Annotated in this window: 15 protein-coding genes; 7 read left to right on the top strand and 8 right to left on the bottom strand. The window is 72.8% G+C overall.

Going from position 1 to position 22,948, the window contains the following annotated elements; all coding sequences use genetic code 11:
- Positions 1-50 precede the first annotated feature (50 nt).
- Complete coding sequence (locus tag AC07DI_RS23100; RefSeq protein WP_384256690.1) at positions 51-521, top strand: MSMEG_6728 family protein; 471 nt, start codon at positions 51-53, stop codon at positions 519-521.
- A 24-nt stretch (positions 522-545) separates the two neighbouring features.
- Here AC07DI_RS23100 and AC07DI_RS23105 read toward each other — a convergent pair whose 3' ends face one another.
- Positions 546-1,985, bottom strand: a complete 1,440-nt coding sequence (locus AC07DI_RS23105) for a vanadium-dependent haloperoxidase (RefSeq protein WP_478905923.1) — start codon at positions 1,983-1,985, stop codon at positions 546-548.
- 300 nt (positions 1,986-2,285) lie between these two features.
- Here AC07DI_RS23105 and AC07DI_RS23110 point away from each other — a divergent pair, with 300 nt between their 5' ends.
- Entirely contained in the window at positions 2,286-3,119 is an 834-nt protein-coding gene (locus AC07DI_RS23110) for a PIG-L family deacetylase (RefSeq protein ID WP_478905924.1), read from the top strand.
- A gap of 37 nt (positions 3,120-3,156) precedes the next feature.
- On the opposite strand, the gene AC07DI_RS23115 is transcribed toward AC07DI_RS23110, so the two are convergent.
- The gene (locus AC07DI_RS23115; RefSeq protein ID WP_384256683.1) at positions 3,157-3,795 is read right to left on the bottom strand and encodes a DUF4232 domain-containing protein; all 639 of its coding nucleotides are present in this window, start codon (positions 3,793-3,795) and stop codon (positions 3,157-3,159) included.
- 145 nt (positions 3,796-3,940) lie between these two features.
- Complete coding sequence (locus AC07DI_RS23120) at positions 3,941-4,168, bottom strand: response regulator transcription factor (RefSeq protein ID WP_478905925.1); 228 nt, start codon at positions 4,166-4,168, stop codon at positions 3,941-3,943.
- A 259-nt stretch (positions 4,169-4,427) separates the two neighbouring features.
- Between AC07DI_RS23120 and AC07DI_RS23125 the strand changes: the two genes are divergently transcribed.
- The 4 genes from AC07DI_RS23125 (at position 4,428) to AC07DI_RS23140 (ending at position 17,815) form a co-directional block, all read left to right on the top strand.
- Entirely contained in the window at positions 4,428-5,756 is a 1,329-nt protein-coding gene (locus tag AC07DI_RS23125; RefSeq protein ID WP_478905926.1) for an MFS transporter, read from the top strand.
- Positions 5,753-9,223, top strand: coding sequence for a type I polyketide synthase (locus AC07DI_RS23130; RefSeq protein WP_478905927.1), 3,471 nt, complete (start codon positions 5,753-5,755; stop codon positions 9,221-9,223). The genes AC07DI_RS23125 and AC07DI_RS23130 overlap by 4 nt, the downstream gene beginning before the upstream one ends.
- Entirely contained in the window at positions 9,220-16,677 is a 7,458-nt protein-coding gene (locus AC07DI_RS23135; RefSeq protein ID WP_478905928.1) for a MupA/Atu3671 family FMN-dependent luciferase-like monooxygenase, read from the top strand. Before AC07DI_RS23130 ends, AC07DI_RS23135 begins: the two co-directional genes overlap by 4 nt.
- A gap of 157 nt (positions 16,678-16,834) precedes the next feature.
- Entirely contained in the window at positions 16,835-17,815 is a 981-nt protein-coding gene (locus AC07DI_RS23140) for an aminoglycoside phosphotransferase family protein (RefSeq protein WP_478905929.1), read from the top strand.
- Here AC07DI_RS23140 and AC07DI_RS23145 read toward each other — a convergent pair.
- The 5 genes from AC07DI_RS23145 to AC07DI_RS23165 all read right to left on the bottom strand — a co-directional run bounded on the left by AC07DI_RS23145 (position 17,764) and on the right by AC07DI_RS23165 (position 21,075).
- A complete protein-coding gene (locus AC07DI_RS23145; RefSeq protein ID WP_478905930.1) occupies positions 17,764-18,531 on the bottom strand; it encodes an SAM-dependent methyltransferase in 768 nt (255 codons plus the stop codon). The two genes, AC07DI_RS23140 and AC07DI_RS23145, sit on opposite strands and share 52 nt — an antisense overlap.
- Before the next feature lie 20 nt (positions 18,532-18,551).
- Positions 18,552-18,914 (bottom strand): MazG-like family protein, encoded by a 363-nt coding sequence (locus AC07DI_RS23150; protein WP_384256669.1) that lies wholly within the window; start codon positions 18,912-18,914, stop codon positions 18,552-18,554.
- A gap of 49 nt (positions 18,915-18,963) precedes the next feature.
- A complete protein-coding gene (locus AC07DI_RS23155) occupies positions 18,964-19,512 on the bottom strand; it encodes a DoxX family membrane protein (RefSeq protein WP_478905931.1) in 549 nt (182 codons plus the stop codon).
- A gap of 135 nt (positions 19,513-19,647) precedes the next feature.
- Entirely contained in the window at positions 19,648-20,118 is a 471-nt protein-coding gene (locus AC07DI_RS23160; protein WP_478905932.1) for a lamin tail domain-containing protein, read from the bottom strand.
- 171 nt (positions 20,119-20,289) lie between these two features.
- Positions 20,290-21,075, bottom strand: a complete 786-nt coding sequence (locus AC07DI_RS23165; protein ID WP_478905933.1) for an SDR family oxidoreductase — start codon at positions 21,073-21,075, stop codon at positions 20,290-20,292.
- A 134-nt stretch (positions 21,076-21,209) separates the two neighbouring features.
- Between AC07DI_RS23165 and AC07DI_RS23170 the strand changes: the two genes are divergently transcribed.
- Positions 21,210-22,844: an alkaline phosphatase D family protein gene (locus AC07DI_RS23170; RefSeq protein WP_478905934.1), complete on the top strand. Its 1,635-nt coding sequence runs from the start codon at positions 21,210-21,212 to the stop codon at positions 22,842-22,844.
- The last annotated feature ends 104 nt before the right edge of the window (positions 22,845-22,948 follow it).

The following is a 22,948-nucleotide window of genomic DNA, read 5'->3' on the forward strand; positions in this document are numbered from 1 at the left end:
CGCCCGAACGGAACAGGGTGGGCAGCGGCCCACCGCGGTAGGCATTCCGCGTGCAGACTTTCCTCCCTTACCCCGACTTCACGCGGTCCGCCACGGTCCTCGACCGGGCCCGCCTCGGCAAGCAGCGCGTCGAGGCGCTCCAGGTGCTGCGCGGCCTGACGGTGCCCGGCTACGGATGGCGGAACCACCCGGCGGTGCGCATGTGGACCGGCTACGAGGAGGCCCTGGTCCGCTACGGCCTCGACGTGTGTGCGGTGTGGGTGGCACAGGGGCGCCCCGACACCTGTGCCACCACCCTCGTCACCGACTTCACGCGGCATCGTCCCGGCACCGCCGTACGCGCCCAGGAGGAACTCGCCGACGACGGCGAGCTGCCTCCCTGGCTGGGGGACCCGGCCTTCCACCGCAGCCATCGGTCGGCGCTCCTTCGCAAGGCGCCGGAACTCTACGCCCCGCTCTTCCCGGACACCCCCGACGACCTGCCCTACGTCTGGCCCGCCTCCGACCGGAGCCCGTCGTAGCGCCGGGGCAGCAAAGAGAGGCTCTCAGAGCTTGCGCAGCCTGGTCGTGTAGACGTGGTCGGCGATCTTCTCGCCGAGGGTGAGTCCGTCCTCTGCGTCCCAGGGGAAGTGGACGCCGAGCCAGACCCGGCTCTGGGCGTCCTCACGGGCGGCCTGGCTGAAGCTGGTGAACGAGCGGGACCTGACCGGGGACTGCGGTTCGTCGGTGGTCATGGTGAAGGCGATGTCGTCGCTGCCGAAGTAGCGCTTCATCACCCCGGCCCAGGAGGCGCCGAAGGTGGCGTGTCCGGAGGCCCAGGCCGGGAAGCACGGCGAGACGTTCACTCCGGCCCGGGTCTTGAGCAGCGGCTTCCACTCGCGGTGGAGGCCGCTGTCGCGGATGGCGGAGACGGGCCGCCACAGGTCGATCGGGGTCAGGTACTTCACGTCCCGCACCGCGATGCCCGCGTCCGCCATCGCGATCGAGACGAGGGCGAACAGACGGGCGTTCTCGTAGGTGTTGAGTCTGCGCTGGGTCGCGACCTCGCGCGTGGCCTGGAGCAGCTGGCCCGGCGGCTTGTACGTGCCGTCCTCGTCGTTCGCCCAGAACCAGGCGACCGCCTCCTGCTCCGGGGTCCGGTCGACCTCGGGGGTATTGGCGGTGGGCTTGTCGGCGCCGGCCTTGCGCACCGCCGCCACCTGCTGCTTGTACGCGTCGCTCGCGAGGAGCTTCTCGTACGTTCCGTACAGGCCCGGAGTCGGCGGCCGGAACTGCGAGCCCGACGTCAGCGCGAAGGGTTTGACCCGTCCCCAGAACGGGGTCACGGCCTGGCCGGCCTGCGTGCAGTTGGGGTCGACCATGTCGGGGTAGCTGGTGGGCCGCCAGGCGCCGGGCTTGTTGTCGGCGACGTACACCTCGTCGTTGTCGGAGCCGTCACCGTCGCGGGCGTCCCGCATCTGCTTGACCATCGGCCCGACGACCGTGGTGTCGAGGAGGTCGAACTCGGTCGGTTCGGTGCCGAAGCGCTGCCGGAACCGTGCGTCCAGGTAGTTGGTCTGGCCCGGGTAGAGGCCGAGCAGGATGTTGTAGGCCGTGCGTCCGACGACCCGCTCCTCCTCGTCGGGGCCCTCGATCCAGCCCGTGTACTTCGTGGCGCGGATGTACGGCTCGGAAGTGATCCTGCCCTTCCATTTCAGCTGGTACGAGGACTCCGCGTCGTAGATGGAGGCGTTCAGCATCGCGGCGGATCTGGCCATCGGGCCGGGACCGCCGCCCTCTCTTCGGACGACGTCCATGAGCACGTCGTTCCAGTAGTGCACCGGGTTCGCGATGGTCTGCGGCGGCAACGCCGTCTGGGCCGCCCCGGCCGGTTGCGGCACCGCGGTCAGCGCGGTGCCCGCGGCGGCCAGCACGACGGCGACCGCCAGGGTCCGGCTCCGGCGCGCCGTCTGTCGGACCTTGCTGGTTCGGGTGTGCGCGGTCATGCTCTACCCCCTGATCACAGGCCTGTTCCCGCAGGCGTGCCACCGGAGCGGTGGCGGCGAGATCCTCGCCGCCGCGCGCCGCCCGCAGAATCCGCTTCTGCCGGAATGACCGGCCCCGGCCGGATGCTTGGCCGAAACCCGTCACGGGAGGGCAGTGGGAACAGCCGGTCCGTGGCGCGCTGTTGCACCGAGAGGCCACCGGACCGTCGTGCCTCGACGGATCCGGGCCCCCGGGCTCGCGGTATCCACGCCGCGGACCCGTATCGAGCCGTTGTTCATTTTGCGCAGGAGGACTGTTTCATGGCTGAGCGACCCTTGACACTCATGGCGGTGCACGCCCACCCCGACGACGAGGCCACCGGAACCGGAGGGATCCTCGCGCGGTACGCGGCGGAGGGCGTGCGTACGGTTCTCGTGACGTGTACCGACGGCGGTTGCGGTGACGGGCCCGGAGGTGTCAAGCCGGGTGATCCCGGACACGATCCGGCGGCCGTCGCCCTGATGCGCCGGCGGGAACTCCAGGAGAGCTGTGAGGTACTGAAGATCAGCGATCTGGAGATGCTGGACTACGCCGACTCCGGAATGATGGGCTGGCCGAGCAATGACGCCCCCGGATCCTTCTGGCGGACCCCCGTGGAGGAGGGCGCCGCCCGGCTCGCGGACCTCATGCTGCACTACCGGCCGGACGTGGTCGTCACCTACGACGAGAACGGCTTCTACGGGCACCCCGACCACATCCAGGCCCACCGCATCACGATGGCGGCGGTGGAGAAGAGCGGGCTGACGCCGAAGGTCTACTGGACGACGATGCCCCACTCGGCGATGGCGCAGTTCGGGAAGATCATGCGCGAGTTCCACGAGGACATGCCGGAGCCGGACCCTGCCGAGGCCGCCGCCCTGGCCGAGATCGGCCTCCCCGACGACGAGATCAGCACCTGGGTGGACACCACCGCGTTCAGCGGCCAGAAGTTCGACGCGCTCGCCGCGCACGCCAGTCAGGGGGAGAACATCTTCTTCCTCAAGATGGGCAAGGAGAGGTTCGGCGAGCTGATGGGCATGGAGACCTTCGTACGTGTCCAGGACGCCACCGGCGCGCCTGTGCCCGAGACCGATCTCTTCGCCGGACTGCGCTGATCGAGCCGTCCGCGGCGGCCGGTCGCCCTCGCCACCCCTACTTGGTCGTGTGCGTGGGGTAGACCTGGACGTCGGTGTAGGCGCCCTTGATCCGGCCGGCGCCCGCGGGCCACTTCAGGCTCACGGTGTGGGTCTCGTTCGGGGGCGTCACCAGGATGTTGGTGGGGGACGTCATGCTGTCGCCGGTGGTGTCGATGTCGTAGGCGAGGTTGAAGACAGCGGCGTCACCGGGCTTCAGGGTGGTGACACGCGGCTGGGCGTGGCCGCGCTCGATGGGGCTCGACGTGTGGTCGGCGTCCTTGATGTCGACGCCCGGGAAGCCCGTCGCCGAGCAGGTGGTCGAACCCCGGTTGACCATGGTGATGTCGATCCGGCCCGTGTTCGCGTCGGGCGCGGCGTCCCGGGCGTCGATGGCCAGGTCCGCCGTCTTGCAGAACGTGGACTTGGCGCCCGTCTTCGTCGAGCCGTTCGGGGCCGCCTCCGCCTTGGTGTCCTCACCGGCGCCCGACTTCGCGTCGCCCGCCTCCGACTTCGAGCCGTTGGACGAAGAGGAGGAGGAAGACGCGGAGCCCTTGGAGGACGAGTCCGTCCCGGAGTCGTCGCCGCCACAGGCGGTGAGCGAGAGGCTGGCGGCGAGGCCGAGGGCGGCGAGAGCGGCGATGCGGGTGTTCTTCACGGTTTCCCCCAGAAGGAGCGCGGTGCGTTGCGGTCGGAAGTATTTGTATCTCGCACCGAGTTACAGGCGGTCTCCCGCGACGTCTCCGTTCTGTCACAGGCGTACCGGCCTCTGGGGGGGCAGGCGGGGGGTTCGAAGGCAGGCTCTACGGGTTCTGGCAGTCCTCGCTGTGGCTGAGGTGGATCAGATGGGCCACGGTGGGCGCCGCGCGCTTGGTGCGGATCCGGCGCAGGTACGTACTCACGGTGTGCACGCTGATGCCCAGGCGCCTGGCGACCTGCTTGTGCGAGAGGCCTGCCGCGATGTGGGCCAGCACCTGACGTTCCCTGTGGGACAACGCCGGCGCGTTCTGCGGGCGGCTGTTTCCTGGCATCTTCCCTCCGTGAGGGACTGTCAACACGTACGACGGCTGTAGCCGCAACGTGATCTAACCACGGTCGTGCCGAAACACAAAGGAATCCCCGCATACCCAGGGGAAAGGGCAACTACTGACCGCCATCCACCATGTCAAGTCCCCAATTCGGGGGACTGTGGGCATAGTTCGGGGCGGGCGAATGTGAAGGCCGTCTCGGCTGGGCGCAGCCGTGCACGACCCGAATGGCAGCAGCCCGGCGCGGACCAGGGGGGATCGGTTGCGGTACTTTCGCCTGCTCGTCGTCGGCAACGCCGTCTCGGCGTACGGCAGTTACCTGAACATGGTCGCCCTCAACGTCTTCGTCTACGAGGTGACCGACAGCGCGCTGGCCGCTGGACTCTTCATGGCCGTACGCCTGTTGACCAGCGTCGCGTCCGGCTTCGTGAGTGGACGGCTGGTCTCGGCGTACGACCGCAAGGCGCTGATGGTCGGCGCCGACCTGACGCAGTGCGCCGCCATGACGGCGCTGCTGATCGCGCCGGAGGCGGGGCGCGCGGGGCTGCTGTACGCGCTGGCCGTCGTGACCGGCTTCTGCTCGACCCTGTCCGGCGTCGCCCTGCGCAGTAGCATCCCGGAGATCGTCGGCGGCGAGCTGCGGATGCGCGCCAACTCGGCTCTCGCCACGGGCCGTTCACTCGCGATGATCGCCGGGTTCGCCTCCGCCGGTGTCGTCGTCGCGCGACTGGGATACGTCGCCGCCATCTCCCTGGACGCCGCCACCTTCGCGGTCTCGGCGGGCGTGCTGCTCTCGCTGCCCATCCGTACGAGGGCGCAGGGGGAGGCGAAGACGTGCCCGGGGGGTGCGAAGGCGTCGGGCGCTGCGGCGAAGGCTGCGGGCGGTCGTGCCGGGGACGGTCATCGGCGGGGAGGCTCGCTCCTGCTGCTGCGGGCCGCCCCCGTCCTCGCCCTCATGATCGCGCTCAGGGCCGCCGACGGCCTCGGCTCCTCGTCCCACAACGTCGCCCTGCCCGTCTACTCCAGCGACCTCGACCCGTCCCATCCGGCCACTTTCGTCAGCCAGTTCTGGGCCACGTGGGCCCTCGGCAACATCGTCATGCAGCAGGTGTGCGGGCGGTGGGGCGGGCGCGGCGGGCGGCAGGGGCCGGGGGAGCGGGCGTTCGCCGTGGGGGCCTGCGTGATGTCGGCCGCGTTCATCGTCGTCTTCGCGGGGCTGCCCACGGGGGTGGCGGTCGCGGCCGCGCTGGTGGCGGGCATGGCCGACGGGCTCACCGAGATCGCGTACGTCACCCGTCTCCAGGCCGCGCCCGACGAGCAGCGCGGCAGGCTCTTCGGGCTCTCCGCGTCGGCCGAGAACACCGGATTCGGCCTGGGAATGCTGGTCAGCGGCGCGCTCCTGGACCGCTTCTCACCGTTTCACGTCGTGGCCCTGCTCCACGGTCTCGCGATCACGCTCTGCGTCGGGCTGCTCGTCGTCCTGGTGCGGCAGCGCGCGGTGGTGCGAGGCGGCGAGGGGGCCGTGGAGCGGCGGGACCGGGATGCCGGGAGACACGGGGGCTCCGTGGAGCGGGAGAGCGAGGCGCGATGAGCGAGCGGGACGCCGTAGCCGTCGTCGGGATGTCCTTCCGGCTGCCCGGGGCCGACACCAGGGAGGAGTTCTGGCGCACGATCCGCGACGGCGCCGACCGCGTCCGCCGCTTCACCGACGCCGAGCTCGCCGCCGCCGGAATCCCCGAAGAGCGGTACCGGGCCGAGGAGTTCGTCGGGGCGAGCGGAATCCTCGACGGCATCGCCGGGTTCGACGCGGGCTTCTTCGGGATGAGCGCGCACGAGGCCCGGATCACCGACCCGCAGCACCGGCTGTTCCTGGAGTGCGTGCACCACGCGCTGGAGGACGCCGGGTACGCGGGCGGCGGGAAGGGCGGCGGGCAGGGTGGCGCGGAAGCGGGCGCCGACGTCGGGGTGTACGCCAGCACCGGCTACCATCTCTACTCCCTCCAGAGCTACCTCCAGAACAACGTCCTGCGGGGCGGCATCGCGGACTGGGTCGCCGGACTGCAGGTCACCATCGGCAACTTCGCCGACTTCACCGCCAACCGGGCCGCGTACCGCCTCGGCCTGACCGGGCCCGCCGTCAACGTCCAGACGGCGTGCTCCAGTTCGCTCACCGCGGTCCAGCTGGCGGCGCAGTCGGTCGTCGGCGGTGACTGTGACATCGCTGTCGCCGGAGCCACCGCCCTCCACGTGCCGCAGGTACTCGGCTACCAGTACGTCAAGGGCTCCATCCTCTCCAAGAGCGGCTACCTGCGGCCCTTCGACGCCGACGCGGACGGCACGGTCGGCGGCACCGGCGTCGTGGCGGTCGTACTCAAGCGCCTCGACCTGGCCGTCGCCGACGGCGACCACATCCACGGCGTCATCCGGGGCTGGGGCGTCAACAACGACGGCGCGGACAAGAAGGCGTTCAGCGCGCCCAGCGCGGCCGGGCAGCGGGACGCGATCCGCCGCGCCCTGCGGCGCGCGGGCGTCGACGCGGGCACGGTCGGCTATCTGGAGACGCACGGGACCGGCACGTTCAAGGGCGACCCGATCGAGTTCGAGGGCGCCACCACCGCGTTCCGCGCCGACACCGACCGCACGGGCTACTGCGCGCTCGGCTCGGTCAAGGCCAACATCGGTCACCTCGACGTCTGTTCGGGCCTCGCGAGCCTGGTCAAGGCCCTCCTCGTCCTGCGGCACGGCGTCATCCCGCCGATGGCCAACTTCCGCCGACCCAACCCCGCCCTCGACCTCGCGGCCAGCCCCTTCTACATACCGGAATCCGCGCGGCCGTGGCCGACGGGCGAGGTGCCGCGCCGGGCCTGCGTCAGCTCCTTCGGCGTCGGCGGCACGAACGTCCACGTCGTACTTGAAGAGGCCCCCGAGCCCGCGCCCCGCCCGGCCGACGCGCCGCCGCCCCCGGGCGTCCTCGTGCTCTCCGGCCACACCGAGGCGGCCCTCGCCGACAACGCCGGTGCCCTGCGCGACCACCTGCGCGCGCACCCCGGCACCCACCCCGCGGACCTCGTGACCACGCTGGCCCTCGGCCGCGCCCACCGCAGGCACCGGCTCGCGGTACGGGGCGACACCGTCGCCGCGCTCACCGGCGCCCTCGACGACTGGCTCGCACAGCAGCCGCCCAGCCGTGCGGGCGGTGCCGGCGCCGGGTTCCTCTTCACGGGGCAGGGGAGCCTCCACCGGGGCGCGGCCCGCGCCCTCCACGAGCGCTTTTCCGTCGTACGCGAGGTTCTGGACGCCTGCGAGCGGCAGTTCGCCGAGCTGTCCGGCGGCGGCAGCCTCCTCGGCCCGCTGCTCGGCCCGCCGCACGGCCCCGGGAGCGGGGAGCCGGTGTGGGACACCGAGGTCGCGCAGCCCGCGCTCTTCGCGTTGCAGTGCGCGCTCGTCCGCCTGTGGCGCGAGGCCGGGATCGAGCCGGGCGTGGTGGCAGGGCACAGCGTGGGGGAGCTCGGCGCGCTGTACGCGGCGGGGGCGCTGTCCGCCGAGGACGGGCTTCGCCTCGCCGCCGGGCGCGGCCGGCTCATGCGGCGCCGGTGCGCGCCGGGCGCGATGGTCGCGGTGCCGACACGGGTGCGGGAGGCACAGGAGCTGGCCGCCGAGGTGCCCGGCGTGGAGCTCGCCGTCACGAACGGCGAGCGGAGTCAGGTGCTCGCGGGGCCCGCCGCCGCCATGGAGCGGCTGGACGCGCTCCTCGCCGAACGCGGCGTGCACGCGCGGGAGTTGCCGGTGCGGCACGCCTTCCACACCGCCCTCATGGACCCGGTCCTCGACGGCCTGCGGGAGCTGGTGGCCGACATCGGCCCGCGTCCGGTGCGCGTGCCGTTCGTGAGCGGTCTCGACGGGCGCACCCGGCCCGCCGGATGGGCGCCGGACGCCGACTACTTCGTACGGCAGACACGCGACCCTGTCCGCTTCGCCGACGTCCTTCACGAGGTGGGGGCGTCGTCGTACGACGGCGTGGGCGCACTGGTCGAGATCGGCCCGCACACGACGCTCAGCGGACTGGCCCGGAGGGCGGTACCGGGCCGGGCGGCCCACCCGTCACTGCGGCGCGGCGCCGGGCTCGAACCGCTGTGGGACGCGGTCGCCGGACTGTACCGGGCGGGTGCGCCGGTGGACTGGCGGCCGTTCATGGGCGGGGCGGGACGCCGTATTCCGCTGCCCGGATACCGGTTCCAGCACAAGGACTACTGGACAGGGCCGGAGAACCACCTTCCCCGGTCGGAACAACCCGTACACGTACGAGCGGCAAGGGATGGGGCGGAAGTGGCACAGGACGAGGCAGCGGTCGAGCGCGTGCTCCAGCACATCATCAAGGTCACCGCGAAGCACCTCAGCTACGACACGAGCGAGATTGCCGAGGAGGCATCCTTCTTCGATCTCGGCGCGGACTCGCTGCAAATGATCGGCGTGCTCCGGGAGCTGGAGGAGGAGCACCAGGTCAAGGTGTCGATGCGGGAACTCTTCGAGGAGGCGGGCTCGGCGAAGGGGCTGGCGCTGGTCATCGTGGGGAAGATGGGGGGTGGGGTGGCGTCGGCGGCTCCGGAGCCGGAGCCGGAGCCGGGCGCTGTGCCGACTCCCGCTGCCCCGACTCGCTCCGCCCCGGCTCCCGCTGCCCCGGCTCCCCCTGCCCCGGCTCCCCCTGCCCTGGCTCCCACTGTCCCGGCTGCCGCCCCCGCACCGCCCGCACAACCCGCGCCCGCAGTGCCACCCGCCCGGGATCCCGCGCCCGTGTACGGCGCACCGGTACCGGTGTCCGCTCAGGCCCCGACCGCCCCCGTTCCCGCCCCCGCCCCCGTCGAGTACGCGACGCGCCGCGAAGTGGAGGACCTCGTACGCCAGGTCCACCAGCTCTCGCAGATGCAGCTGCAACTGATGGGCCAGCTGAGCCAGTTGCTGGCGGCGCAGACCTCGCAGGCCACACAAGCCATACAGATCGCGCAGACCACTCAGGCCGCGTCCGCCCACCTGGCCGCCGACGTCGAGGCGGGCCGGTGACCGGCACCGAATCCGTCGGCCGCTCCCTCTCCGGGGCCGTCGACGCCGACCTCGCCGCGATGGCTGAGCTTTCACGGCGCATCACCCGGCAGCTGGGCGGGGTGGAGCAGGAGACCGCCGCGCCCCGCCCGGCCCAGCACGGGCCGCGCCTCGAAGTCTCCAGGGGCTCCGGCATGCTCCGCGGCGACGCATCCGAGACGCAGCGGGCCCACCTCGACGACCTGGTGCGCCGCTACACCGCCAAGACGCCCACCTCGAAGAGCATCGCCCAGCGCTACCGCCGCGTGCTCGCCGACAGCAGGGCCGCGGTCGGGTTCCGCAGCAGTACGAAGGAGATGCTGTACCCCGTCGCGGGGCGGCGGGCGCGCGGCTCGTCGCTCGAGGACATCGACGGCAACCGCTACGTCGACATCACCATGGGCTTCGGCGTCCTGCTCTTCGGCCACGAGCCCGCCTTCGTCACCGAGGCGGTCCGCGAGCACCTCTCGCGCGGCATCCAGCTCGGCCCGCGCACCGTGGAGACCGGCGAGGCCGCCGAGCTGCTCGCCGAGCTGACCGGCATGGAGCGGGTGGCCTTCGCCAACTCCGGTACGGAGGCGAACTCCGCGGCGATCCGGCTCGCCCGCGCCGCCACGGGCCGCTCCCGCATCATCACGTTCGAGGGCGCCTACCACGGGCACAACGACAACGTCCTCGGCCGCTCACCGCGCACCGGCGGCGAAGGACCCACCACCGTCCCGATGTCCGCGGGCATCCCGGCCAACGCCGTCGCCGACCTGCTCGTCCTGCCGTACGGCGGCGAGGAGAGCCTCGCCGTCATCGAGCAGCAGGCCGCCGACATCGCCGCGGTCGTCGTGGAGCCGGTGCAGAGCCGCCACCCGTCGCTCCGGCCGGCCGACTTCGTACGGCGGCTGCGCGAGCTGACCCGGCGCCACGGCATCGTGCTGCTCTTCGACGAGATGCTGACCGGCTTCCGCCCCGCCCCGCGCGGCGCCCAGGAGCTGTACGGCGTGACGCCCGACCTCGCCACGTACGGCAAACTGCTCGGCGGCGGCTTCCCCATCGGAGCCGTCGCGGGCCGGGCCGACATCATGGACGGCATCGACGGCGGCCACTGGAACTACGGCGACGACAGCTATCCGGCGGCCGACACCACGTTCTTCGGCGGCACCTACATCCAGCACCCGGTGTCCATGGTCGCCACCCGCGCCGTACTGTCCCACCTCAAGGAGCACAGCCCGCACCTCCAGGAGCGCCTGAACGCCCGTACGGACGAACTGGCCGCCACCCTCAACGCCTTCTTCGAGGCCGAGGGATTCGCCCTGCGCATGAGCCACTTCGGCTCGATGTTCCGCTTCGAGCACCGGGCCGACATGGAGCTGCTCTACCACCACCTCATGCTGCGCGGCGTGCACGTGTGGGAGTGGCGCAACTTCTTCCTGTCCACCGAACACTCCGACAGCGACGTGGAGTTCATCGTGGACGCGGTGAAGGACTCGCTGCGGGAGCTGCGTGCGGCGGGATTCTCCCTCGGAGCACCGAAGGCGCCGGTGAGAAGGTCGGTGAGAAGGCCGGCGAGAGCGCCGGTGAAGGCGCCGGTGAAGGCCATGGCGTGGAACGGGGCAGCGGCGGTCGCCGCCCGGACGGACCCGAAGCGGGAGCCGCGGCCCGAGCCGAAGGCCGGACCGACGCGGGAGCCGAAGGCCGGACCGACGCGGGAGCCGCAACCAGCGCCGGAGAGCCGCCGACCCACCCGTCAGGGCCCCCGCACCCTCGACTTCGGCGTCTACTTCTTCGGCGACTACCCGCAGGACGACGCGGCGCCCCGCCACGGCAAGTACGACCACCTCCTGGAGACGGCCCGGTTCGCCGACCGCAACGGCTTCCACTCCCTGTGGATCCCCGAACGGCACTTCCACTCCTTCGGCGGCCTCTTCCCCAACCCCGTCGTGCTCGCCGCCGCGCTCGCCCGCGAGACCTCCCGCATCCGCATCAACGCGGGCTCCGTGGTGCTGCCGCTGCACGACCCGATCCGCGTCGCCGAAGAGTGGTCGATGGTCGACAACCTCTCCGGCGGCCGGATCGGCATCGGCTGCGCGAGCGGCTGGAACGCCGACGACTTCGTCTTCTTCCCCGGGCGCTTCGGCTGCCACAAGGAGAAGATGTACGAACAGGTCGCCGAGGTACGGCAGTTGTGGCGGGGCGAGCCCGTGCGCCGCGCCACGGGGGACGGCGAGAGCGACCTGCGGCTGTTCCCCCGGCCCGTCCAGGACGCCCCGCCGATGTACACGGCGGTCGTCGGCAATCCCGCGTCGTACGAGCTGGCCGCACGCCACGACCTGGGCATCGTCACCAACCTCATGACCCAGGGCGTCGAACAGCTCCACGAGAACGTCGCACTCTACCGCCGCACGCGCGCCGCCTGCGGCCTGGACCCGGACGCCGGGCACGTGGCCGTGCTGCTGCACACCTACCTCGCCGAGGACCACGCGGCGGCCCGCGCCGATGCGCGCGAGCCGCTGGCCCGGTACATGCGCTCGTCCCTGTCGCTCTTCGGCAACGTCGCCAACAGCCTCGGCCACCGGGTCGACCTGTCGGCGATGACCGAGGACGACCTGGACGTGGTCTTCCGCCGCGCCTACGACCGCTACTGCGACCAGCGGGCCCTGATCGGCAGCCCCGAGAGCGTGCGGCCCGTCGTGGACGCGGTGCACGCGGCGGGCGCCGACGAGATCGTCGGCCTCGTCGACTTCGGCGTCGCCCCGGCGGCGCTGCGCGAGGGTCTGACCCACTTCGACGGACTGCGCCGCGGATACGAGCCGGAGCCGGAGCCGGAGTCGGTTCCGGCGCCGCTGCCGGTGCCGGTGCGCAGTGGGGGAGCGGAGGTGAGCGGCGCACCTCTCTCGCCGGCCCAGCAGCGCGTCTGGTTCCTGGAGCGCATGCTGCCCGGCCGCACCGCGTACAACGAGACCAAGGCCATCGAGTTCGAAGGCCCGCTGGACGTCGCCGCGCTGCGCTCGGCCCTGGACGCGCTGGCCGCCCGGCACGAGCAGCTGCGCACCGTGTTCCGTGAAGTGGCGGGTGAACCACGCCAGTTCACCCGGGCGCCGGGCCCCGTCGACTTCGAGCTTGTCGACGGCACAGGCACAGGCACAGGCGTAGACGCAGGCGCGGACCCCGGCGCAGACGGCCCCGTCGCCGACGTCCTCAGGGCCGAGAGCGAGCGCCGCTTCGACCTGGCGGAAGGCCCGCTGTTCGTCACACGCCTCGTCCGCCTCGGCGCGACCCGGCACGTCCTCGTCCTGTCCCTGCACCACATCGTGATGGACGCGGCATCGGCCGCCGTACTCGCCCGCGACATCTCCGCCCTCTACCGCGCGCGGCTGCCGGGCGCACCGGCCGCGGACCTCCCCGCCCTCACCCGTACGTACGCCGATCACGCCCGCGCCCAGCTCGGCTCGCTCGACGGCCCGAAGGCGGCCGACGACCTCGCGTACTGGAAGAAGACCCTCGCCGGCGGCCTGCCCGTCCTGGCGCTGCCCACCGACCGCCCGAGGCCCGCCGTGCTCACGTCCCACGGCCGCGCCCTGTTTCGCACCCTGGACCCCGAACTGTCCGACCGGGTGAGGCGGTTCGGCCGGGAGCGGCGCAGCACCCTCTTCATGACCCTGCTCGCCGGATACGCGGCCGCGCTGCACCGCGTCACCGGTCAGGACGACCTCGTCATCGGCACCCCGATGTCCGACCGCACGCCGGAGTACGAGGACGTGGTCGGCTTCTTCGTCAACACCCTGGCCCTGCGCGTCGACCTCTCCGGCGACCCGGACTTCGGCACGCTCCTCGACCGGGTGCGCGGGGTCGCCCTGGACGCGTACGACCATGCCGGTGTGCCCTTCGAGGCGGTCGTGCGGGAGCTCGCGCCGCCCCGTACGCTCGACCGGACGCCCGTCTTCCAGACGCTCGCCGAGTTCGAGCCGGGCGACCCCTTCCGTTTCGATCTGCCCGGCGTGCGGTCGACGCCGCTCGACTCGGGGCCCGACAAGGCGCTGACGGACCTCAGCGTGTACTTCACCGACCAGCCCGACGGCATCCGCTGCCACCTGGAGTACCACACCGACCTCTTCGACGAGGCGACGGTCGACGCGCTCTTCGGGACGTTCCGTGACGTGCTCGCGGAGGCGGTGGGGTACGTCGACGCCGCCCCGGCAGCGGTGCCGTGGGAATGGCGGCGCGGCCCGGTCCGGCAGCGGACCCGCAGCACCGTCGACGCGCTGGCGTCGCGGTGGGCCGAGGCCGCCCCGGACCGTACCGCCGTCGTCAGCGGCGAAGTGGAGCTGTCGTACGGGGAGTTGGTCGCCCGTGCCGAGCGGCTCGCGCAGGTGCTGCGTGCCGTCGGCGGCGGCGAGGGCCCGGCCGCCCTGTGGCTGCCGCGCGGCGCCGACCTGGTCGTCGCCATGCTCGCGGCTCTCAAGTCCGGGCGCGGGTACGTGCCGTTGGACCCCGCCCACGGCAGGGCGCGGGCCGAGACCGTCCTCGCCGAGAGCGGCGCCCGGGTCCTGGTGGTGGGCGACGACGCAGCCACGGACGCGCGGCCGACGCCACCGCCCGGTACCGTCGTGATCGACGTCGACGCGGCACCCACCCCAAAGGCACCCACCCCAAAGGCACCCACCGCACCGGTGGACACCCCGGCCCCCGCACCGTCCCACGGCCCCGACTCCCTCTGCTTCGCCATCTACACCTCCGGCAGCACCGGCGTCCCCAAGGGCGTCGCCGTCCCGCACCGGGCCGTCGTGGACCTCTGCCAGTGGCACCACGAGCGCTTCGGTTTCACCGCGGACGACCGCAGCGCGGCCGTCTGCAGCCAGGGCTTCGACGCCGCCGCGCTGGAGATCTGGCCCGCGCTGACCGCGGGCGGCACGGTCGTCGTGGCCGACGACACGGTCCGCAAGGACCCGGCCGCGCTGGCCCGCTGGTACGCGGATCGGCGGATCGGCTTCTCCATTCTGCCGACCGCACTCGGCGAGGCCGTCCTCACCCTCCCGGAGCGCCAACAGCCGCTGCTGCGGCACTTGTTGCTGGGCGGCGACGTCCTGCGCACCCGCCCGCGCCCCGGCACCCCGTACGAGACGGTGAACGTCTACGGCCCCACCGAGGTGACGGTGCTCTGCACGGTCGCGACCGTGGAGCCGCGCGCCACCGCGGAACCGATCCCGATCGGGCGCCCCGTGGACAACGTCACGCTGCGCGTGCTCGACGCGCGCGGGCGTGAGGTGTCCGCCGGTCAGGTCGGGGAGCTGTACGTCGGCGGTCCCGGCGTGGCCACCGGCTACCTGGGCAGGCCCGACCTGACGGCGGAGCGCTTCGTCGACGATCCGCTGGGCGCCGAGGGGCGCATGTACCGCACCGGCGACCTGGTGAGCTGGACGGCGGACGGGGCGCTGGAGTTCCGTGGCCGGGCCGACGACCAGGTCAAGATCCGGGGCCACCGCGTCGAACCGGAGGAGGTGTCGCGCGCTCTCCGCTCCCTGGCGGAGGTCCGCGAGGCGCTCGTCCTGGGCCGCCGCGACCGGCGCGGGGAAGCCGGCCTCGCCGCCTACGTCGTGCCCGCGCGGGCCGCCACCGGGCAGGGGCAGGAACTCGCCGACCGGCTGACGGCGGAGCTGGCGGCGCGGCTGCCGGACCACCTGGTGCCGCACGCCTGGACCGTACTGCCCGAGCTTCCGCTGTCCGCCAACGGCAAGGTGGACAGGAGCGCGCTCCCCGCACCTTCCCTGACCACCGCGACGTCGGCCGCCGTTACGGGAACCACGGTGCCGGTGCGCCCGGCGCGCGACATCGAGGCGCGGCTGAAGCGGTTGTGGGCCCGCGAGTTCGGGGTGGACGAGGCCGCGATCGGCTCCGGCGCCTCGTTCTTCGAGCTGGGTGGGCACTCCCTCACGGCGATCCGCCTGGCGAACGGGGTACGCGAGGAGTTCGGCACGGAGTACCCCGTCGCGCGCTTCTACGAGGAGCCGGGCCTGCGGGCGATGGCGGCACACCTCGCGAAGGACCTCGGCGAGGGCATCGACAGGGACGGAGGCGAAGGCGTCGGCAGGGACACCGACGAGGGCCGGAGCGAGACGGACGACGGCGATGTCGTCGTCGGTCGCGCCCCCGTCACCGCTCAGCAGGCCGCCTTCATCACCCGCCACCGGACGCACCCCCGCCCGCAGATCTACAACGTGGCGATGCGGCTCACCCTGACGGGAGCCCTCGACGTACCGGCCCTGCGCACCGCGCTCGGTCAACTCCTCGCGCGGCACGAGGCGTTGCGCACCCGCTTCGTGGCGGACGGTGGGGAGTGGTGGCAGGAGGCGTTGCGCCCCCGGCCGGTGGAGCTGCCGGAGGAGGATCTCGTCGCACGCCGCGGCGCGTCCGCCACCGCGGAGACGGCCGAGGAGGCGGCGGAGCGCGTGGCCGCGGAGACGGCCGCGGTCCCCTTCGACATCGAGGCCGAGCTCGCCCCGGTCCTGCGCCTGCTGCGCACGGGCCCGGACCGGTGGGTGCTGCTCTTCGTCCTGCACCACGCGTCCTGCGACGGCTGGTCGGTCAGCGTCCTGCTGCGCGAGCTGGCCGCGCTGTACCGGGCGGCGGTCACCGGCACCCCGCACGGCCTCCCGGAACACGTGCCGCAGCCCGGCGAGTACGCGCGCTGGCAGCGCGAGCAGAGCCGTACGCAGGACAAGGGGCGCCTGGTCGACCACTGGGCGCGCGAGCTGGACGGCGCCCGCTTCGACATGCCGCTGCCCCTGGACAGGACCCGTCCGGCCGAGCTGAGCGGGGCGGGCGACGTGGTGCTGTTCACCGTGGACGGGGCCACCCGCGCCGATGTGGAGGCGCTGGCGCGACGGCACCGTACGACGCCCTTCGTGGTGACGGCGGCGGCGTTCGCGCGGCTCGTCGCGGAGGTGGGCGACGAGCCGGACGTCGTGCTCGGCATCTCCCACGCCAACCGCGAGCGGCGCGCGTTCGAGGCGCTCGCGGCCTGCACGGTGTCGTCCTTCACGCTGCGGATCCGGGGCGGCGCCGCCGCGTCGTTCGGGGCGCTGGTCGACCAGGTGGCGCGTGCCGCGGTCGGGGCCATCGACCACGCCGCGCCGCTTCGCGCGGTGGCGACCGGGGTGAGCGCGCGGCTCGGCACCGAGATCCCCGACCGGCTGCCGCTCGGCTTCCAGTACCAGAGCTCGCTGGAGACGGAGGTCGAGCTGCCGGGCGTGACCACGGCGGTCGAGGACCTCGCGGTGCCGGGGGCGCGCTCCGAGTTCAACTTCGGTCTGATCCCGACGGGCGACGTGCTCTCCGGATACCTGGAGTACTCGACCGACCTGTGGGACCGCGCCACGGTCGAGGCCTGGACGGCCACGTACGTCGAACTGCTGGCGAGGGAGGTGGGGGAGGCGCTGGGACGGTAGCGGGCGAGGCCAGGGGACCAGCGGTGCCCCCGTCGCCGTACGGGGGTACGGGGGCGGCACGGGGTACGGGGGCACCACCGACCGACGCCCGCGGACCGCGCACCGCACGTCGAAACTCGCTCGCGGCCCCGGCCCGGCAGCCGCTACGGTCGCGATCATGCTGCCTGAGGTGCACACGGACGAGGAGTGGGACCGCGTCGTCGACGACGAGGGGGTGATGCGGCCCGCCGCCGAGGCCCTGTGCGCCCGGCTCGGGCTGGCCGGCGCGCCCCTGACCCGCTTCCCCGAAGGCTCCCAGCCGGTCTACGCCGTGGGCGACGAGCACGTGCTGAAGCTCTTCCCCGGCACGGCCGCCCAGGACGGCGTCGCCGAGGCCCGCGTACTGAGCCATGTCGAGGGCCGCCTCCCCGTCCCCACCCCCCGGCTGCACGGTTCGGGAACGTACGACAGCGGCTGGCACTACATCCTGATGTCCCGGCTGCCCGGCGAGGACCTCGCCGTCGCCTGGCCGCGCATCCCGCGCGCCGACCGGGAGCGGATCGTCACCGACGCCGCCGAAGCGCTCGCCGCGCTGCACGCGCTCGACCCCGGACCGCTCACCGGCGTCCTCGGGCCCGGCGACTGGGGCGCGTTCGTCGAGGCCCGCCGCGCGGCCGCGGTCGGCCGGCAGCGGGAGCGCGGCCTCGCGGAGCACTGGCTGGCGCAGATACCCGGCTTCCTGGACGCCGCCGCGCCGCCCGACGACGAGACGTTGCGCCGGCCCGTGCTCCTGCACACCGAGTTCATGCGCCAGCACCTGCTCGTCGACCCGGCCGACGGCTGGCGGCTCACCGGGCTCTTCGACTTCGAGCCCGCCATGATCGGCGACAGGGCGTACGACTTCGTGGGCGTCGGCCTCTTCGTCACCCGCGCCGAGCCGGGACTGCTCGACCGCTTCATGAAGGCGTACGGCAGGACGTTCGACCCGCGCCGACTCCTCGCGTACACCCTGCTGCACGTGTACAGCAACCTGCCCTGGTACCTGCGGGAGCTGCCCGCCCCGCCCGAGCCGACCCTCGACGCGCTCGCCGAGACGTGGTTCGGCTCTCAGCCGACCGGCACCAACGTCAGATACGCGATGCCGAGCACCCCGCGATAACCGTGCAGCCAGGACGAACGCTGGGCGTCGACGCGGGCGCGGGTCTCGGCGGCCAGCGGGTGGCCGGCGTGCGAGGCCAGCCACTCCTCGACGTCGCAGCGGTAGCCCGACTCGAACTCCTCCCACTCCTGTTCGCTCGCCGTCTCCACCCACAGCGGCCGGAAACCGGCCTCGACCGCGGCGTCCACCAGGCCGCCGAGGGGCAGGAACTCGCCTGCGTCGGCGTCCGGCCACATCGCGGCCAGCTCCTTCGCGGTGGGCTCGCGCTGCCAGAAGCCCTCGCCGAGCAGGACCCGGCCGCCCGGGTTGACCAGGCGGCGCAGCTCCCGCAGCGCCTCGACGGTCGCCTGCGGCGGTGTCGCGGTGCTGAGGGCGTGGCTGGAGCTGAGGCACAGGACGAGATCGGCGGGTCCGCGTCCGGTGTCCGTCGCCGATTCCTCGGCGAAGACGGCCCGCTCGCCGATGCCGCGCTCCCTCGCGGCCGCGCGGCCACGGTCCAGGTCCTCGGCCTTGAGGTCGACGCCGACGCCGGTGGCCGCGGGGACGGCTGCCAGGACGCGGAGCATCAACTCGCCCCAGCCGCAGCCCAGATCGAGCACCGTGCGGGGGCCGGCCGCCGCCAGCCGTCCGACGATTTTGTGCGCCCGGGCCTCGGAGAGCGGGCCGTGGAAGGTGAGGCGGGTGAGCCGCGGCGGATGATCAGAGGTGGTGGTCATGTGCGGCGACGCTATGCGGTTCACACGGCGGGCGGCAAAGGGGTTTTGGGGCGCTCGTCGACGCGGCGCAGATGGGCCGCCAGCACGTCCGCCGCGTCCGGAGTGAGCGTGCGCAGGGCGACCATGGCCGTGACGATGACGTCGCAGAGCTCGGCCTGCACGTCGTCCCAGGTGTGGCTGGTGCCCTTGCGCGGGTTCTGGCCGGTGGCGCCGATGACCGCCTGCGCGACCTCGCCGACCTCCTCGGACAGCTTCAGCATCCGCAGGAGCAGCGCCTCTTGAGGTGCCCGCCGGTTCTGGGAGTCGAGCCATGCGCAGAGGCGGTCGACGGTGTCCCACGGGTCCTGACGGGTGTCCTGCGCGCCCTGCTGATCGTCGTCCATGGGCCGCAGCCTGCCACGGCGGTCGCGCGGCGGGCGAGACGGCCGCGCGTCACTGCCCGGACGCCTCGTTCCCCCCGTCCGCCGCGCGGACGTTCTTCCTTCTGGCCGCCAGCGTCGCGAGCACCCCGACCGCCGTACCCGCGAGCGCGGCGGGCACCATCCAGCCGCGGTCGAGCCGGTGGCCGAGCGCGTGGTCGACGGAGTGGCGGCCCGGGCCCGTCACGGCGAGGGCCCCGGCGACCATGCCGAGGAACGCCGGGTACTCGTAGCCGCCGCCCTGACTGAAGAACCCGTGCGGCGTGTGCACGGCCACGGCGCCCGCCATCGCGCCCGCCGCCGCCGCGCCCGCCGCGGGTGTCGCGAGGCCGAGGGCGAGCAGCGCGCCGCCGCCGGCCTCGGCGAGCCCGGCCATGACGGCGTTCCGCTTGCCGGGCGCGTACCCGATGGACTCCATGAAGGTGCCGGTGCCCTCGATGCCGCCGCCGCCGAACCAGCCGAAGAGCTTCTGGGCGCCGTGCGCGGCGAGCACCGATCCTGTCCCCGCCCGGAGCAGCAGCAGTCCGAGGTCACGTCGGTCCGGACACGAGCAGGTGGCCATGGGGGAACTCCCGGTTTCGACCCTCGGCGGGGTGGCGGTTGCGTCGCCTCCACCGTCCACCGGACTCGCCTCCGTCACCCGGCCCGCGGGTCCGTCCGGGTGACGGGCGGCATGATCACCTCGAACCGAGAGGGGTCAGTGGCAGTTCTGGGACCCGGAGCCGAGCCGCGACCACGAGCAGGAGTCCAGCTGCGAGCCGCTCGGCCTGAGCAGGCGCGCCTTGTCGCCGGTGTTGTTCCAGACGTAGTTGCCGCGGCCCCAGTAGCGCACGCCGGAGGCGTCACGGCCCTTGCCGGTGCGGACCTTGACGGTCTTGCCCGCGCCGATCTTGTAGCTGCCGAAGGTGTACGTGTAGCCGGTGTTGTCCTTCAGCTTGTAGCCCTTGAGCTGGAGCGCCGAGCGGCTGCTGTTGTGGATGTTCACCCACTCCGCGTTCAGCGACGAGTTCGAGCGGTCGTCCCGGCCCGGGCTGTCGTACTGGATGTAGGCGAGGTGCAGTCCGCCCTGGTGGCGCACGGTCGCCGCCGAAGCGGGGGACGCGGCGAGCAGCGACACCGACAGGGCGGTGGCGGCGAGGACGGCGGGGGCGGCGTTGCGTATGCGCAAGGAGTGCTCCAAGTGTGAAGTTCTCGTGGAGAGATGCTGAGCATACGGGGGCCACTGACCTGGTCTGCCGCGGTAGCCCCAATTCCACTTGTGCAGATCTCGGCCGCCCGCACTCACCGCTCGTGGCGCCGAGCGCGCGCCACCACGCGCCACCCCTCGCCCTTCGGAACGTCAGCCGCGCCCGACGTACGGCATATTGGTCGCGAGCACCGTCGCGAACTGCACGTTCGCCTCCAGCGGCAGCTCCGCCATGTGACGCACCGTGCGTGCCACATCGGCGACGTCCATCACCGGCTCGCTCGCCAGCTGCCCGTTGGCCTGGAGGATGCCGGACTGCATGCGCTCGGTCATGTCGGTCGCGGCGTTGCCGATGTCGATCTGCCCGACGGCGATCCGGTACGGCCTGCCGTCCAGGGAGAGCGACTTCGTGAGGCCGGTCAGGGCGTGCTTCGTCGCCGTGTACGCCACCGAGTTCGGGCGCGGGGCATGGGCCGAGACGGACCCGTTGTTGATGATCCGCCCGCCCTGCGGGTCCTGCTCCTTCATCTGCCGGAAGGCGGCCTGCGCGCACAGGAACGCGCCGTTCAGGTTGGTGTCGACGACGTGCCGCCAGGCGTCGTAGGGCAGCTCCTCGACGGGCACGCCGCCGGGGCCGAACGTGCCGGCGTTGTTGAAAAGGAGGTCAAGGCGCCCGAAGCGCTCGCGCACCCGGGAGAAGAGCGCCGCCACGTCCTCGGGCTGCGACACGTCCGTACGTACGCACAGGACGGCGCCGCCCCCGGCCCCCGTCCCGGCCGAAGCGAGGGCGGCCGTCTCCTCCAGCGTCCCGGTGCGGCGGCCCGCGAGCGCCACCGACCAGCCCGCGGCGAGCAGATCGAGGGCGACGGAGCGGCCGATTCCCGAGCCGGCCCCGGTCACCACGGCGGTCCTCGGCGGTGCAGTTCGCTCAGCGTTCATGGCCCCGCAGCGTACGGGAGGGGTGGCCACGCGGACATCACCCACCCGCCATATGGGTGTTGTGTACGCGACAGGCTGGCGTCTTCCCCCGCCACTTGCATGACGTTGACACCAATAGTCAGGGGAGGGCCAACATGACATCAGCAGGCCAGCAGCACACACCCGAGCTCCGCGCCGCCGCCCGTCACCTGGGGCGCCGTCGCTTCCTCACCGTCACCGGCGCCGCCGCCGCGCTCGCCTTCGCCACCAACCTGCCCACCGCGGGCGTCGCGGGCGCGGCCGAGCTCGACGCCCGCCGCATCACCGAGAACCCCTTCACCCTCGGCGTCGCGTCCGGCGACCCGCTGCCCTCCTCGGTCCTGCTCTGGACCCGCCTGGCACCCGCCCCCTACGAGCCCGGCGGGGGCCTGCCCCAGCAGCGCGTCACCGTCCAGTGGGAGCTCGCCCACGACGCCCGGTTCCGGCACGTCGCCAGACGCGGCACGGTCACCGCGCACCCCGAGTTCAGCCACACCGTGCACGTCGAGGCGGAGCACCTCGCCGCGGGCCGCACCTACTACTTCCGCTTCAGGACGGGCACCTGGGTGAGCGAGACGGGCCGCACCCGCACCGCGCCCGCCACCGGCAGCCGCCCCGGCGCCCTCACCCTCGCCGCCGTCTCCTGCCAGGCGTACCACGACGGCTACTTCACCGCGTACAAGCACCTGGCGCAGGACGACGTCGACGTCGTCTTCCACCTCGGCGACTACCTCTACGAGTACGCCGTGAACTCCGTCGGCGGCGCCCGCAACTACACCGACCGCACGCTGCCCGCCCACTTCAACAAGGAGACGCAGAACCTGGAGGACTACCGCCTGCGGTACGCCCTCTACAAGTCCGACCCCGATCTGCGCGCCGCGCACGCCGCGCACCCCTTCGTCGTCACCTGGGACGACCACGAGGCCGAGAACAACTACGCCGACGACATCTCGGAGAACGACGACCCGCCGGCCGAGTTCCTGCTCCGCCGCGCCGCCGCCTACCGCGCGTACTGGGAGAACCAGCCGCTGCGCCGCCCGCAGCTGCCGAGCGGACCCGACGCGCAGCTCTACCGGCGCCTGTTGTGGGGCCGCCTCGCCCAGTTCGACATCCTCGACACCCGGCAGTACCGCTCCGACCAGGCGTACGGCGACGGTGCGCACGTCCCGGGGCCCGAGTCGGACGACCCGGCCCGCACCATCACCGGCGCCACCCAGGAGCGCTGGCTCATCGACGGATGGCGGCGCTCGCGCGCCCTGTGGAACGTCGTCCCGCAGCAGGTCACCTTCTCCCAGCGCAAGCTCGACCTCAACGCGCAGGCGAAGCTCTCCATGGACGCCTGGGACGGCTACCGCGCCTCCCGCCGGCGGGTCCTCGCGGGCGCGAAGGCCGCGGACCTGGACAACCTCATGGTCCTCACCGGCGACGTGCACGTCGGCTACGCCTTCGACATCAAGGCCGACTTCGACGACCCCTCGTCCAAGACCCTCGGCACCGAGATCGTCGCCACGTCCATCGCGAGCGGCAAGGACGGCGCGGACAAGCCGGCCAACTGGGAGACGTACACCAGGGCCAACCCGCACCTGAAGTTCTACAACGGCCGCCGCGGCTACGTGACGGTCGCGCTCGGCCACGACTCCGCGAGGGCCGACTTCAAGACGGTCTCGGCGGTCACGACACCGGGAGCACCGATCAAGACGGCCGCGTCGTTCGTCACGGAGGCGGGCAACCCGGGCCTGAAGCCCGCATAGCCGCTCCGGGTAGTTCCAGCCCGTCCGGCGCTTGAGGACGAACCGGCGAAGCCGGTGATCGACCGAGCCACGCGAACACCGCGTACCGGGGCGGAGCCCACAGC

The sequence above is a fragment of the Streptomyces sp. NPDC044106 genome (genome assembly GCF_056433985.1).